Origin of the sequence: Kineosporia sp. NBRC 101731 (genome assembly GCF_030269305.1) — a bacterium.
Lineage (GTDB): Bacteria > Actinomycetota > Actinomycetes > Actinomycetales > Kineosporiaceae > Kineosporia.
On record NZ_BSTC01000004.1, the window covers coordinates 559179 to 573803 of the forward strand.

Below are 14625 nucleotides of genomic sequence, written 5' to 3' on the forward strand. Positions count from 1 at the left end.
ACTCCCGTCAGCGCAGGCGCCGAGCAAACCCACCAACGCGCTGGCCAAGATCACACTACCGATTATTCTCATTGTGGCTCCTGGTCAGTGACCGTCTGAACGGCGCCGGCCACGAGGCCAGCGACTCGATCAGGGTATCGGCGAGGCCATCAGAGTTCTTACCCTGGGGCAGGCCCAGTATGGTCGCGAACCGTGTCGTGCGTTCAACGAGAGTTGCTGCAGCACTGACATTTTAGGTGCTAACAACCAGGTCACCTTCCCAGTGTCCCGGGAATTTCCGGTCATCGGCCTCGGTCAGGCGCTTATCGATCGAGGTCATCCCCACGATCGGTCCTGGGCGTTTGCCCAGCTGGGCACGGGGCTGCGGCGGGTTCGGCCGGAGTACAGGAGGACCCATGCCAAGTAATCTCGCGCTTGGGCGGGGCATACATCCAGGCGTAGATCGCTTCGTGACTCACCGTGCGTCCTCGTCCCTGCGGGCTGCCGACCGCTGTCTGCAGCCCAGGATCGCCTACCTCGGCCATCAGCCGGTCAACGATCTGCCAGGGCGAACGCCAACGCCGCAAGTCCGACCAAACACGTTTCCGGACAACCGTATCAGTGTCAATCTTGCGTTCCTGCGGGCGCCGACGTCGCTTCTCTGCCTTCACATCCGCGGTGACCGGAACGTACCGGCCGTCCGCACCGCCGTTACGCGAGACGTCCCATGACACGACCGACACGTCCCTGTCGATCAACCGAGCGATCTGCCGCAGCGTCTGACCCGACTTCGGACCGGGTGGAGATCTCCACCCGGTCCGAGACCGTCAGTACCCGCCGACCCAACCCATGCTCCAACCCTGACCTGCTCTGTTGCTAGGCAAACCACGATAGGACACCGGCCTTGGACCAGACCATGACCTACGTGGCATCCCGCTGATCCAGCCAGTTCAAGATCGCCTGGGTTGTTTCTTCCGGCTTCTCCTGCTGGATCCAGTGACCGCAATCCAGAGTCATCACTTCCGCACGGGGCACGAACGTTGTGAGCCTTTCGGACTGCTGGACCGCATCTCGCTCGCCGTAGATCATGAGGGTCGGCTGGTGAATGATGGGGTCCACGTCCGCCAGCAGGCGCCAGTTTCGGTCGAGGTTCCGGTACCAATTGATACTTCCCGTGAACCCTGATGCTTCAAAGGCGGAGACGAAAACAGCCAGTTCGCTATCACTCATCACGGGCTCGCCCAGTGGTTTTTCTGCGTTGGCGAGATTGATCATCGCCATTCCCGGTTCTGGCGCTGCGAGTGGCACGTTCTTCCGGTACAGGTTGCGAAGAAAACGGAACGTCTTCGCGTCCAGTAGTGCGTCCGCGACTCCTGGCTGCCGATTGAAGTGAACGAAATAGAAGTCTGCGCCCAGTATTTCTTCCATGAACTCGATCCAGGGCTTCTCTCCGCGCTCCTGGTACGGCAGGCTCAGGTTGATCACCGTGTTCACGCGGTGCGGATGCAGCAAGGTCAGCCCCCAGACGACCATGGCACCCCAGTCATGGCCGATAAAGGTGGCATCTGGATATTCGTAGTGATCGAGAAGTGCGACCAGATCACCCGACAAGTTTTCGATGTCGTAATCTGTCATCTCGGACGGCCGGGACGAGTTGCCGTAACCGCGCTGGTTGGGAACGATGACGTGGTATCCCGCTGCGGCCAGGGCGTGTATCTGATGGCGCCAGGAAAAGGCATGCTCCGGCCAACCGTGACACAGCACAATGGGTTTTCCTGGCCGGCCCGCTTCAAAGACTTCAAGTTCCACACCATTGACGGCGATGAGGGTGGGCTGGGGAAAATTGGCTGGATCGAACACGCTATGTCCTCGGTATCTCTTCGGGATGATCAGGCGACGACGGTGCCCGTAGGCAGCGTCGTCCCCGCCCTGACAGGCCCCGGGTCGATCCGGTGGTCGCAAGGCGGACTCGTCGGTGAGGCCATGTCGCCATCTTGGCGACGGAAACCGGTCATCTCCTGACCGGTTTCCTGTGGAAGTGTTACCCGATGCGAGCTGACCGGCTGATAGCCATCCTCCTGTTGCTGCAACAGCGCGAGCAGGTGACGGCACCAGAGGTCGCCCGAGAACTGGAGATCTCCGAGCGCACCGCCCGCCGCGACCTCGACGCCCTGGCCATGGCCGGGGTACCCGTGTATTCCACCCAAGGTCGAGGCGGCGGATGGCGCCTCGTGGGCGGCGCCCGCACCGACCTGTCCGGTTTGACCGCGAGCGAGGCCCGAGCACTGTTCCTGGTTGCCGGCCCGGCCGCGCCTGCGACACCGGCCGTGAAGGCCGCTCTGCGCAAGCTTGTCCATGCCCTGCCGGAGCCCTTCCGGGTGCACGCCGAGGCGGCGGCAGCATCGTTGGTGATGGAACCGCAACGATGGGGCTCACATCAGGTCGAGCCTCAACCACCTCGTTTCCTCGACGAACTCCAGGACGCGGTCATCCGTGGCTTTCAGGTGCGACTCGGTTACGTGGACCGCCAGGGCGCCGCAACGCAGAGAAACGTCCACCCACTGGGCATCGTCGCCAAAGGTCCGTCGTGGTACCTCATCTGCACCACCGAGGCCGGCCGGCGGACCTTCCGGATCGACCGCGTGTCGTCCGTCGAACCGACCGATGATCCCGTGCACCGACCCGAGGATTTCGACCTTGCCGAGAGCTGGCGCGAGATCGCCGAGGAGGTCGACCGTCAGCGCATGCCCCTGGAGATCCAGGCGGTATGCGTGCCCCATGGAATAGGCCTGCTCCGCATGGGGTTCGGCAGTCGGCTCGTGGTGGGAGGTTCCACGGCGGATGGCCGCATCGAGGTCGTGATCCGCGGCTACGACGAGTACACCCTCGCCGGAGAGCTTTCTGGGCTGATCGAATGGCTCGAGGTGACCGGCCCCCAGGGCGTGCGAGACCATTTGGCCTCGATCGGCAACGCGCTCGTCGAACGTTACGGCTGAGACCGGAACGAGCGCTCATCGACGGGTGCGCCAGCGAGCTCGGCTGCAGCACATGACAAAGCTATTGACCTGCAATCATAATCAATGATTATGGGCCAGGATCGGGCGAGTCTTCTCCGGTAGACAATTGCCGGATCCGCGCGGGGCCCACAAGGTCGCCACCCTCAACGCAGACGACAGCAGTGACGCCGGCATCAGCGTGCACGCCGACCTACTGCAAGCAGCCCTCCCCGCGCACCTCAGCAGGACTGAGATTGCTACCCGTTGGCGACCCACTCGAGTGCAGTGTCCATGCTCTGGTCCCTGAGCCAGCACTCCACCGCTCCCAGAGCGGCCTCACGGGGCACGAACCAGGACGCCGGCAGATCGTCGGGCACAGACCACACGACAGCGTACGAGCCAGTGGCCTCCTCATCCCCAGCGGTGCGCCAGGATGCGTCATCCCCGTCCCACAGGACCAAACTCCAGCCGTCCGGGGTTACCCCGAATGCCAGACTCTCCGAGGCTTCTTCGCTGATCTCCAGCGCCATCCCCGGGTACCGGTCAGGAGCCTCCTGGGCATAGATGCGCAGTTGCTCGTCGACCTTCGCCACCAGCTCTACGATCCCACCGGTGAAGGGTGCCCTCTGTTCGATGCGAGTCTTCGCGTCGGTCCAGACCAGGTTCACGTGCTCAGAGTTCCTTCCATCGTTTGATGCCACCGACGAAGCGCCAGGTCTTCACCCGGCCGCTGTCCACCTCATCGATGAACGTCACGTCCAGCACCTGCCCTGGGCCCAGCAGCTTTTGCAGCACGGTCGAACAGTTCGCCGCACCACGCCCACAGGGCCGCTTGTTCAGGAAAAGACTTCCATACTTCGCCCCCGTCTTTCGCATCAGCCCAGCAGCGTGCCCCTCAACATGGGTCGTAGCCCTGGTGCGCCCCGAGGTCGGACCACCAGGATGATTGCCTCCCTCGTAAAACCATTCCCCATGGCCCTTCTCGCCAGAGACGAGGTCGGTCTCCTGACCCCCGATAGTGATGATGCCCCTGACCTTCTCGCCGTCAGGCGGCGTCGGCGGGACGCGAGGGTGCATCGGGCGGGGCCGCGGCTCAGGAACGAGGTCCGGATCGCTGGACCCAACACTTTTCCCGCGTCACCACCGCCACCCCCGGTAGCCTGACCGGCCTGCATCGACGCCGCCAGCTCGGCTGCCAGAGCCTCGCTGACGACGTTCAAGCGTTGCGCCGCGTCCAGCAGATCCCGCTCCAGACTCTGCAGCCGACCAACCAGCGACGCATCCTCGGCGGCCTCCAGGTGCTCCCGGGCCTCACCGGCGCGGGCGCTCGCGCCGTCATGCGCAGCCCGGGCACCATCGACCGCCTCACGGGCCTGACACAGATGATCGGTCACGTCGCCTTGTGCCGTCTCGGGCGAGATATTGGTCAGCGCAGTCACAGCCACTTCACCAGCCTCGTGCACCACCGCAAGCTGACCAGCGGCGTCCTCCAAGTACTCGCGCGCCGCTTCGTATTGGAAGGCCAGGCCGTCCCACCCGTGCCCGTAGCTGCTGAGGGCCAACTGCTCACAGGAATGCATGGCTCTCTCGGCCGTCAATGTCGCTCCGAGGCTGCCCGGTACCCACCCCCGCTGCCGTTAGGCGATTTCGGTCAGGCGGCGTGTCATCGGTGGGTGAGTCCCTCGACCAAGGTCGCCGTCGGACGGCCGATCAGACGGGCGAGGTCGTCGCCGGCCCGGGCGAATAGACCTCCGGCAATGGCTTCGTCGAGGCCGACCAGGAACCCGGCCATCGCCTCGTCCATCCCGGAGTTCACCAGCATCGCGTTCAGCTCGTCGGGAGTCACCGGGGTGTAGGTGACCTCGCGCTCCAGGACGACGGACATGGCCCGGGCGATGTCCGCGTAGGTGAAATCGGTGTCGCCCGAGAGGTGGTAGGTCACGTTGTCGTGCCCATCGCTCGTGACGACGCTCGCGAGGGCGTCGGCCAGGTCTTTTCGGCTGACGGCTGCGACGACGGCATCGCCGACTGCGGCCGCCAGCACTCCGGTGTGGCGGGGCCCGGCCATGGCCTGAAGGTAATTCTCGATGTACCAACCGTTCCGAAGGATGGTGTAGGTGACCCCGGAGGCGATCAGGGCGTCCTCAGTGGCCTGGTGGTCGGCCCCGATCGCGAAGCGGACGTCGTCGGCGCGCAGTCCGCTTGTGTAGTAGAGGTGCTCCACACCGGCTTTCGCCGCGGCTTCGATGACGGCCGTGTGTTGCTCGAGCCGGTGGGAGTCTCCCCCGGAGATCAGGACGACCCGGCGGTGGCCGGCCACGACGTCCACCATTCGATTCACGTCCGACAGATCTACTGTCGCCGTGGCGAAACCGGATTGGCCCAGTTCCTGGAGACGTTCGGGGTTGCGGCCCGCTGCCGTGACCGTCGCCGGGTCCACTCCCCGAGTGATCAGGGAGTCCAGGACGTGTCCTCCGAGTGCGCCGGTCGCCCCGAAAAGGAGCGTCGTCGGCTCAGCCACGGTCGTGGAGAGTGATCTGGTAGCCGTCGGGGTCGGCGAAGGTGAAGGTGCGGCCGAAGGGACCGTCGATCGGCGCGGACACGATCGTCGTACCGGCGGCGACCAGGGCGTCGTGGATGGCCTGCACGTCATCGGCGTGCAGCCAGAGGGCAGCGCCGATCCCGGGCTGTGCCACCGCGTCGAGGTCGACGCCGGGCACCAGATCGCGCAGGGCGAAGGCGATCGGCTTGGTCTCGAAGACCACGGCGTGCGGAGGGCCGGCCTGCGATCGGACCAGGCCGAGGTGCTGCTCGTAGAACGCTGCCGACCGTTCGAGGTCGCGCGCCTGCAGGGAGATGAAGTCGGGGCCCGTGACGGCCATGGTGAAGCTCCTTCGTCGTGTCAGTGTGTTGACACGCATGAAGCTATGTCAGAGTCCTGACATGAGTCAAGGCGGCAGGCGGTTGCCCTGGAGACGTCGCTGGGTCGCGGCCCGGGCCCCCCACCTCCGAATTGGTCCAGGATGCATTCGTTCTGGGACTCTCGTGCGGTGACTGCAACGAAGCTCCCGGACTACGACCATCACTCCGCTGCAGCAGCGGAGGAGAATCGCCAAGGAGCCCACCGCTCGAGGACCAGAACGATCTCTGCCGCCCTGCCGGTCATCGCGGGCATCGCCGTTGTCCTGTTGTCGATCGGCGCAGTGTCCATGGTCATCGGCAACCGCCGCTCCGCGTCGAGCGACAGCTCGGCCTCCGGCCAGGCACTGACCGAAGACACCGCAACCACGGCGGCACCCACCGCGAGTGCCGATCCCGAGGCAACGCCTGTTGCCGATGGCGGCGACGCCGCGGTGGACCCGTCCGTCGAGGTGGTCCTCCTCAACTCGCTCAGCGTCAACGGCCTGGCCGGGCGCTACCGGGCCAAGCTCGAGGACCAGGGCTGGAGCATCTCCCTGGTGGACGACGCCAAGAGCCGGAACCTGTCGGTCAGCAAGATCTACTACCGCGACGCCGACATGCTGGGGACAGCTCGAGCCGTCAAGAAGGTCATCGGAGGTATCGGGGTGCTCACCGAGAATGCGACGGTCTACCCGGGCCGCGTGACGGTCGTCCTCGGGCAGGACGCCCAGTAGGCCGGCTCACCCTCCCGCCGGGCGGCAGGAACGCGTCAGGTAGAGACCGGACGGCCCGGTCGATTCGAAAGCCTTTCCATCGCTTGCTAAATCACCCGCGGTCTCCAGATCAGTGACGCCGCTGCGGCTCTGTGGGCGGGGAAACGGTGACGACCCGGACGCCGGCGTCCCGCAAGCTCGCGAGAACCTCGGCCGGGGCGGAGGCGTCGGTGACCAGAATGTCGACCTCCTCGAGCGCGCAGACCACGGCCAGGGCGCTGCGGGTGAACTTCGCACCCTCGGCGATCAGGATGGTGCGTTCGGCGGCAGCCCGCAGGGCCCTCTTGATCGCGGCGTCCTCCAGGTCGTAGGCGGTGACGCCGGCTGCGGGGGCGGCCGCACAGCAGGTCAGGATGGTGGTGTCGAAACGCAGGCCGGTGAGGGTCTGCTGGGCCAGGGGGCCGACGATCGTCCCCTCCGGCAGGCGTACCGATCCCCCGGGCAGCAGCAGGGTGACGGTGGAACTGGCGGCCAGGGTGGCGATGGCCTGGGTCGAGAACGGCATTGCGGTGACTCGGCGACCGGCCAGGACGGCGGCGGCCGCTGCCCCGGTGGTGCCGCTGTCGACAGCGACCGCCTCACCATCGGCGATCAGGTCGACGGCGGCCTGGGCCAGCTGCGCCTTCACGGCAGATTCGTCGACCGCCCGGACCGCGAACGGGAGCCCTTCCCCGCGTAGCGAGGTGGTCACCGCTCCGCCCCGCACGCGGCGCAGCGACCCGGCCTCGGCCAGCTGATCCAGATCCCGGCGGATCGTGATCGCCGAGATCCCGATCCTCTCGGCGAGCGCGAGTACCTCGACGCGCCCTTCGCGGTGAAGCTCGTCCAGAATCTCTTTCTGTCTCTGGTGGCTCCCCATGTCCCATCCGCCCTGATTGAATGATCTCTGTGGATGATCGAATAATCATAACGGCGGACGCCGTCGATCGCCGCCAGCTGGTGCGCTGGCGCAACGCGATCTTCGCCGCCTTTGCCGTGGGAGGTCTGGCCCTGTCGACCTGGGGGCCCCGGCTGCCCGCGTTGCGCCGTGACCTCGATCTGGACACCGGCGGGATCGGCGTCCTGCTCGCAGGGATCACCGTCGGCTCGGTCGTCGGCCTCACGGCCTCCACTCCCCTGCTCCTGCGGTTCGGTGCCCGGCGCGCACTGCCCGGGGCCATGCTCGTGATCGCCGCCGCCGTGACGAGCATCGGGATCGGTTCCACCGTGTTCGCGTCCGTTCCGGTCGTCGCGGTGGGATTCGTCGTGGTCGGCCTGGCGATCGGCACCCTCGACGTCATGATCAACGTCGAGGGGGCGACCATCGAGCGAGCGATCGGGCGCACCCTCATGCCGCTGATGCACGCGGCCTGGTCGGCCGGTGCCGCGGTGGGTGCGGGCATCGGCGCCGCCGCGGCGGCCCTGTCCATCAACCCGGCCACGCAGTTCACCGCCGAGGCGGTCGTCATGGTCGCTCTTGCGCTGTTCGCGGCCGCTGCCATCCCTGACGGACCGCGCGGCGAGCCGGAAGAGGCTGGTAGCAAGCTGTCCCGCGCCGACCGGTTCCGCAGCTGGTTCAGCGGCTGGAGCGACTGGCGTCTGCTCCTGATCGGCGTGGTCATGCTCGGCGCCGAACTCGGTGAGGGATCGGCCAACAACTGGCTCACCCTCGCCGCCAGCGACGGGCACGGCCGCTCGCCCTCGGTCGCCGCCCTGTTCTTCGCCGCGTTCGCCGTCGGCGAGACCACTGCCCGGGTGCTCGGCGGTCCACTGGTCGACCGCCTCGGCCGGGTCCGGACCGTCCAGATTACCTCGTGCCTGGGTGTTCTCGGCGTCGTCCTGTTCATCCTGGTCGGCAACCCCGTGGTCATGCTGATCGCCGTCCTGCTCTGGGCGATCGGTGTATCGATGGGCTTCCCGCTGGGGATGTCCGCCGCGGCCGACAGCGGCCCGAACCCGGCGGCCCGCGTCAGCGTGGTGGCCAGCATCGGCTATTTCGCCAACCTGGCCGGGCCACCGGCCGTCGGTTTCCTGGCCCAGGCCACCAGTCTGCTGAGCGCGCTGTGGCTGCTGGCCATTCTGTTCGTGGTCGCCGCGGTCGCGGCCGGAGCGCTGCGACCCCGCAGCCCTCGCACGGCCGAGGAGCCGGTCAGTCCTTGAGGTCCCCGTCTCCTCAATCCGCGCGTTCATGAAACTTTCGGCCATCTGAAGAGCTGGATCCCCACGTCCAGGTCGTGGGGACCGGCCATCCGGGCCCGGGTCCCTACGACTTGCGGCATAGCCGGCGGTAGACGCGCGAGTTATGGTGGCGCGCACCGGCGGGAACCATGCTTCCCGACATGACTTCCTTCCAGGCGGCTGCCCCCGGTCCGCACCCTCTGCACTGGCTGCTGGCCGCCGCGATCATCGCCGGGCTGCTGTCCCTGCTGGTGATGTTCGTGGCCGTGGTGTCCTCGATCCTGAACTCCGGACTCTCCCTGGGCATGAAAGTGTTGTGGGTGCTGTTCGTGGTCTGGATGCCGGTGCTGGCCTGGTTGGCCTGGTACTTCATCGGGCGCCCGGAGACCCGCCGCCACAGTCTCGACCCGGCGTAGTGCAACGAACGAAAGAGCTCTGATGCTGTCGACGTGGTGGGCCGAGCTCAGCCGGCCCGTGACCCCGCTGCGAGGCCGCGGTCGCCGGTCCTGGGCGCTGGACGGCCTGCTGGCCGGGTTGGTCGCGGTGCTGTCGGTCGATTCCGTCAACCTCCTGTCCCTCACCATCGTGCTGGTGGTGGCCCCGCTGCTGCTGGTGCGCCGGATCTGGCCGGTGCCGGTGAACCTGCTGGTGATCCTCATCGCCGTGAGCACGTTCGGGACCGGCAATCTGATGCTGCAGTTCGGCGCCGTGGCGGTGGCCCTGCACACGCTCACGGTGCTGGGCCCGCGCCCGGTGGCGGTGACCGGGCTGGTGCTCTCGATGATCTGGCCGGTGGTGGCCACACTCGGCCCGATGTCCGCGCTGAACTCGGTGGCGCAGAAGGTCCTGATCTTCATCGGCCTGTCCACGCCCCAGATCCTCGCCTTCACCCTGGGCGTCTACCGCCGCGACCGGGACCAGCGTCACGCCGATCTGCAGGCACGCAACCGGCTTCTGGAGATCGAGCGCGAGCAGCGGGACGCCCTCGCCGCTGCCGACGAACGGGCCCGGATCGCCCGCGAGATGCACGATCTGATCGCTCATCACCTCACCGTGGTGGTGGCCCTGAGCGAGGGCCTGGCCCGCAGCGGAGAGATCACCAGCGATCGTTCCCGTCAGGCGGTCACCACGACCGTCGCGATGGCCCGGGCTGCGCTGGAAGAGACCCGCCAGTTGCTCGGCATGATGCCCCGCGAGAAGGATCTAGGTGGCGCGCGGCAACCGGTTCCGGATCTGCGGTCCATCACCGGGCTGGTCAGCCAGGTCCGGGCGGCCGGGTTGCCGGTCACCTTGGAGACCGAGGGCGAGCCCTGGCCCGATGGGGCCTCCAGCGGGCTGCAGTTGACCATCTACCGCTTGGTGCAAGAGGCGCTGACCAACTGCATGAAGCACGCCCAGGATGTCACCCGGGCCGTGGTCCGGCTTCGCTACCGGCCCGATGCCCTGGCGATCTCGATCGAGGACGACGGACGCACCGTGGGTGCCTCGCAGACAGACGGTCTGGGACGGGGCGTTCTGGGGATGCGGCAGCGGGTCCAATCGTTCGGGGGAACGGTCGAGGCCGGCCCCGGGGCGAGTGGTGGTTGGATGGTCAGTGCCCAATTCCCGCTGAATCATCAGGTGGATCAATGACTATCGGCGTCCTGCTGGTCGACGATCAGCCATTCCTGCGGCTCGGACTGCGGATGGTGCTCGAGCCGGAAGAGGGCATCGAGATTGTCGGGGAGGCCGAGGACGGCACGTCGGCGGTGCCGATGGCGGCCGCGCTGAAGCCCGACGTGGTGCTGATGGACATCCGGATGCCGACGATGGACGGCATCACCGCCACCGAGAAGATCCTGGCCGGCCGGTCACAGACCAAGGTCCTCATCCTGACCACGTTCGATCTGGACGAGTACGTGTTCGCCGGTCTGCGCGCCGGGGCCAGCGGTTTCCTGCTGAAAGACGCCCCGCCCGAGGTGCTGCTGACCGCGATCCGCACGGTGGCCACCGGAGACGCGGTGCTCGCCCCGTCGGTGACCCGCCGGCTGCTGGAGCGTTTCGGCTCGGTGCTGCCGGGAGCCCAAGGCGCGCGGCGCCGCGAGGAGGTACTGCAGCTGCTGACCGAGCGCGAACGGGAGGTGTTCCTGGAGCTGGCAGCCGGGCAGTCCAATCAGGAGATTGCCCGGCAGCTCTACCTTTCCGAGGGCACGATCAAGGTTCACGTGGGACACATCCTGACCAAACTCGGTCTGCGCGACCGGGTGCAGGCCGTGGTGCTGGCCTACGAGGCCGGGGTGGTCGTGCCAGGTTCGCACGAACTCGGCTGATCCGGGCCTGTCCGTCCGCCTGCTTGCCTGCCTGGTGTCGGGGAATCGTGGAGCGGCCCTCAACCGGATGATCGAACCGGCCCGAGGACGGCCCGGCATTTTGTCGTACCTCGTGGCTAGTGTCCGGCTCCGTAACGATTGCGGCGCACCACCGGCGGAGGGCCACAGACATGCGTGAGTTCGAGTTCACCCCAGCCTGGCAGCAACACGTGGCTGCCCGACGGGGAAGCCTGGGAGCCGAGCCCTTCACGCCCAGGGCGGGGGCCGACACAACGACCGAGGCTTTGTGGACCCTTGTGAAGCCGCAGGTCTCGGCCCTGCTGAGCGCATCCGACGACCGCGTGCGCAAGGCCGCTGTCGAACTGAGCATCGCTGCCTCGCAGGCCTCACCGCTGGCCGTGGCTGCGCAGGCCCTGGTCGTGATCAGGAATCGCCAGGCCGATCCGGGCGAATCGTGGATCGCCGATGCGTGGATCGCCGAACGCGGACTGGCCTTCGCCGCGCAGGCCGCCGTCGAACTGTTCGGGCTGACCGTCCGCGACGACGGGATCGTGCATCTGGGGCCTGGGCAGGAACTGCCGCATTACCCGGGTGAACCCCAGTCGCGGATCGAGGTTGTCCTGCGGGTCCGTGCCGCGCTGGCCGTCGCCGCGGAGCCCGAGTACCGGCGCATCGTCAGCGACCTGGCTGCTCACCGTTCCCGGCACGCCTACCACCGCCTCGCCACGTCCATCCTGGCGCCGACCGAGGCGTCCTGGGTCGAGCAGGACCTCGCTGATGCCATCGCGGCCAGGGACGACTGCCGTCTCGTGGCCCTGACCCAGGTGATCAGCCGGTCGGAGCAACGCCACCGTCTGGATGCGGCCAGGTCCTCACCCTGGACCTTCGATGCGGTGCTGGCGAACAACGACACCTACCTGGCCACCCTGACCGACGGCCTGGGCGTCGACGTCCTGCCGGTCTTCCTGCGCTGGGTGGACGAGAGCTACCTCCAGGACCCGGCACGCCGGCGCCTGCTGTCGCTCATCGCGCAGATACCCGCCGAAGCGGCGATGCGTGCGCTCACCGACCGGGTGCAGCACCCCTTCGCCACTGACGCCTTGATCGAGGCCGGCGAGCGTTTCCCCGCGCTCGCCCTCCAGGTGCTCGCCGGGTGCGAGAGCCACGGGCAGCTCGCCGACCTGCTGAGCGCCCTGGTGCGCACCCACCCTGAGCTCGCCGAAAAGCACCTGGCCAGTGCCTCGCCGCAGGCGGCGAACCGGGTGCGGGCCGCGCTGGAGCAGATCGCCTCAGCCCCCGAGGCCCCCGCGCAGGCGGTGCCCCCGATCCTGATCGATCCGCCGTGGCTGAACCGCGGGCAGCAGGCCGAACCCGTGGTTATGAACGGTCTGACCTGTGCCGATGGGCCCACGATCAGCTGGCTGGACGGCGAGCTCGACGTTTTCGGCGCAGGGCCCCATCACCACTACTCGCCCCAGGACACGGCGAGCTGGCACGAGCGGGCCCAGAGAGCTACCGACGGCCAGGGCCCGTGGTGGGAAGACCTTGCTTTCTTCACCACGGCACCGCCGGAGCTGGCCCGGCCCTGGCTGGAGGTGTGGACCCCGCATGAATGGATCGAGGCTGACCACCTGCGCCCGGTCGCTGCCCGGTTCGGTGTGCAGGCATTGCCGGCCCTCCTGCGTCGCGCGCGCAGCACATCCGCCACCGCCGGGCCGGTCCTGATGCCCTTCTCCTCGCCGGAGCTCGCCGTGCTCATGGCCGATTGGCTGGACCGGCTCAAGAGTGGGCGCGCCCTGGCGGGTACGTGGTTGCAGCGGCATGCGCAATCGGCCGCGGTGGCCCTGCTGCCCCCGGCGCTGGGCGATCCCGGCAAGGAGCGCCATCAGGCACGAAAAGCTCTTTTATATTTGGCGTCTCACGGCCATCGGGCTGCTGTGGTCAACGCCGCACAGGTGTACGGCGACGAAGCGGCAGCGGCGATCGAGGTCCTGGTGAACGAGGGAGCGTTGAGGGTTCTTCCGGACCGGATTCCTGCCCGGCCGCAGTGGCTCTCGATCCCGGTGGCGGCACCGGTTCGGCTCAAGGACGGCTCGGGGGTGCTGACTGTCCCGGCGAAAGAGCATCTGATCACGGTGTTCGCCCTCAGCAGCATGGACCAGCCCTACGCAGGGCTGGCCGTGGTGAGCGAAGCGGTCCACCCCGAAGATCTTTCCGCCTTCGCCTGGGCCCTGTTCCAGCGATGGCACGCCGCCGGGGCCCCGGTCGAGGGCAGCTGGGCACTCGACGGGCTGGGCCTGGTCGGCGACGACACAGTGGTGCGCGAGCTGACCCCGATGATCTTGGCGTGGCCCGGTGACGGCAGACATGCCAGGGCGGTCAGCGGGCTACAGGTCCTGACCGCCATCGGCACCGATGTGGCGCTCATGCACCTGCACAGCATCGCTCAGCGGGCCAAGTTCAAAGGCCTCAAGGCCGCCGCCCAGGAAAAGATGCGCGAGCTGGCCGACGGTCTCGGCCTCACCGGCGAGCAACTGGCCGACCGTCTGGTGCCCACCCTGGGGCTGGACCACAACGGCAGCCTGCACCTGAACTACGGGCCGCGTACGTTCGTGGTCGGATTCGACGAGCACCTGAAGCCGTACGTCACCGCAGCCTCGGGCAAGCTACTCAAGACGTTGCCCAAACCCGGGGCAAAAGACGACGCCGAGCTGGCCGAGGCCGCCTACCAACAGTTCTCGATGCTGAAGAAAGACGTGCGCCGCATCGCGCCCGACGTCATCCAGCGCCTGGAAAGGGCCATGGTCACCGGCCGGCGCTGGAGCGGTGAAGAATTCGGCCGGTTCTTCGTGGCGCACCCCCTGCTGTGGCACATCGCGCGGCGTCTGGTCTGGGGCCGCTACGACACCGACGACCACCTGATCGGCGCGTTCCGGGTGGCCGAGGACCGCACGTTCGCCGACTCCAGTGACGAGGAGGTGACGCTCGTCGATGACGTCAGGATCGGGGTGGCCCACCCCTGGCACCTCGGTGCCGACGCCCCGGTCTGGGCCGAGCTCCTGGCCGACTACGAGATCCTGCAGCCCTTTCCGCAGCTGACCCGGGAGGTCTTCGCGCTGACCGAGGCAGAGGCACAGACCGGTGTCCTGGAGCGGTTCGAAGGCCTGAAGATCGCCACCTCCCGGGTACTGGCACTCGAACGGCGGGGGTGGCGGCGGGACGATCCGATGATGGCGGGGGTCCAGGCAGGCATCGACATCTCCTTCGCCTCGGGCCTGGAGGCCGGGATCACCCTGTCCCCCGGCATCTTCATCGGCCAACCCCATGAATGGGACACCCAGACCCTGCTGTCCGTGGGCTTGCACCACCGCAGCACGGGGGCCGACGAACAACGTCAACAGACGGGGCGCCCCCTTCCTCTGCAACCGGCCGACCTGGTGGCTGTCTCAGAGATCCTGCGCGATCTCGAGGAGATCACCCGGTCGCCGGGCTGACAGGTTTCAGGGCCGT

13 protein-coding genes are annotated in these 14625 nt (G+C 67.4%); 7 read left to right on the plus strand and 6 right to left on the minus strand.

Translation table 11 applies throughout. The features are described 5' to 3' along the window. Positions 1 to 900 precede the first annotated feature (900 nt). The gene (locus QSK05_RS15470) at positions 901 to 1839 is read right to left on the minus strand and encodes an alpha/beta fold hydrolase (RefSeq protein WP_285597897.1); all 939 of its coding nucleotides are present in this window, start codon (positions 1837 to 1839) and stop codon (positions 901 to 903) included. Positions 1840 to 2027: 188 nt separating this feature from the next. Here QSK05_RS15470 and QSK05_RS15475 point away from each other — a divergent pair, with 188 nt between their 5' ends. Beyond that, positions 2028 to 2975, plus strand: coding sequence for a helix-turn-helix transcriptional regulator (locus QSK05_RS15475; RefSeq protein WP_285597898.1), 948 nt, complete (start codon positions 2028 to 2030; stop codon positions 2973 to 2975). Between the two features lie 257 nt (positions 2976 to 3232). On the opposite strand, the gene QSK05_RS15480 is transcribed toward QSK05_RS15475, so the two are convergent. The 4 genes from QSK05_RS15480 to QSK05_RS15495 all read right to left on the minus strand — a co-directional run bounded on the left by QSK05_RS15480 (position 3233) and on the right by QSK05_RS15495 (position 5857). Next, a complete protein-coding gene (locus tag QSK05_RS15480; RefSeq protein WP_285597899.1) occupies positions 3233 to 3643 on the minus strand; it encodes an Imm1 family immunity protein in 411 nt (136 codons plus the stop codon). Positions 3644 to 3647: 4 nt separating this feature from the next. Beyond that, positions 3648 to 4052, minus strand: a complete 405-nt coding sequence (locus tag QSK05_RS15485) for a DddA-like double-stranded DNA deaminase toxin (protein ID WP_285597900.1) — start codon at positions 4050 to 4052, stop codon at positions 3648 to 3650. A gap of 586 nt (positions 4053 to 4638) precedes the next feature. Then, entirely contained in the window at positions 4639 to 5496 is an 858-nt protein-coding gene (locus QSK05_RS15490) for an NAD(P)H-binding protein (RefSeq protein WP_285597901.1), read from the minus strand. Beyond that, positions 5489 to 5857 carry a VOC family protein gene (locus QSK05_RS15495; protein ID WP_285597902.1) on the minus strand — a complete coding sequence of 123 codons (369 nt, stop codon included), beginning with the start codon at positions 5855 to 5857 and terminating at the stop codon, positions 5489 to 5491. Before QSK05_RS15495 ends, QSK05_RS15490 begins: the two co-directional genes overlap by 8 nt. Positions 5858 to 6025: 168 nt before the next feature. On the opposite strand from QSK05_RS15495, the gene QSK05_RS15500 reads away from it, so the two are divergent. Beyond that, positions 6026 to 6610 carry a LytR C-terminal domain-containing protein gene (locus tag QSK05_RS15500; protein WP_285597903.1) on the plus strand — a complete coding sequence of 195 codons (585 nt, stop codon included), beginning with the start codon at positions 6026 to 6028 and terminating at the stop codon, positions 6608 to 6610. Between the two features lie 109 nt (positions 6611 to 6719). Here the strand turns inward: QSK05_RS15500 and QSK05_RS15505 are convergent, their stop codons facing one another. Next, positions 6720 to 7508 carry a DeoR/GlpR family DNA-binding transcription regulator gene (locus tag QSK05_RS15505; protein WP_285597904.1) on the minus strand — a complete coding sequence of 263 codons (789 nt, stop codon included), beginning with the start codon at positions 7506 to 7508 and terminating at the stop codon, positions 6720 to 6722. 29 nt (positions 7509 to 7537) lie between these two features. On the opposite strand from QSK05_RS15505, the gene QSK05_RS15510 reads away from it, so the two are divergent. From QSK05_RS15510 to QSK05_RS15530, 5 genes are all read left to right on the plus strand, one after another. Further along, the gene (locus tag QSK05_RS15510; RefSeq protein WP_285597905.1) at positions 7538 to 8788 is read left to right on the plus strand and encodes an MFS transporter; all 1251 of its coding nucleotides are present in this window, start codon (positions 7538 to 7540) and stop codon (positions 8786 to 8788) included. 179 nt (positions 8789 to 8967) lie between these two features. Next, entirely contained in the window at positions 8968 to 9222 is a 255-nt protein-coding gene (locus QSK05_RS15515; RefSeq protein ID WP_285597906.1) for a hypothetical protein, read from the plus strand. A gap of 22 nt (positions 9223 to 9244) precedes the next feature. Continuing rightward, complete coding sequence (locus tag QSK05_RS15520) at positions 9245 to 10438, plus strand: sensor histidine kinase (protein WP_285597907.1); 1194 nt, start codon at positions 9245 to 9247, stop codon at positions 10436 to 10438. Next, on the plus strand, positions 10435 to 11115 hold the full coding sequence (locus tag QSK05_RS15525) for a response regulator (protein ID WP_285597908.1): 681 nt from the start codon (positions 10435 to 10437) through the stop codon (positions 11113 to 11115). Before QSK05_RS15520 ends, QSK05_RS15525 begins: the two co-directional genes overlap by 4 nt. 170 nt (positions 11116 to 11285) lie before the next feature. Beyond that, entirely contained in the window at positions 11286 to 14609 is a 3324-nt protein-coding gene (locus tag QSK05_RS15530) for a DUF4132 domain-containing protein (protein ID WP_285597909.1), read from the plus strand. Positions 14610 to 14625: the final 16 nt, after the last annotated feature.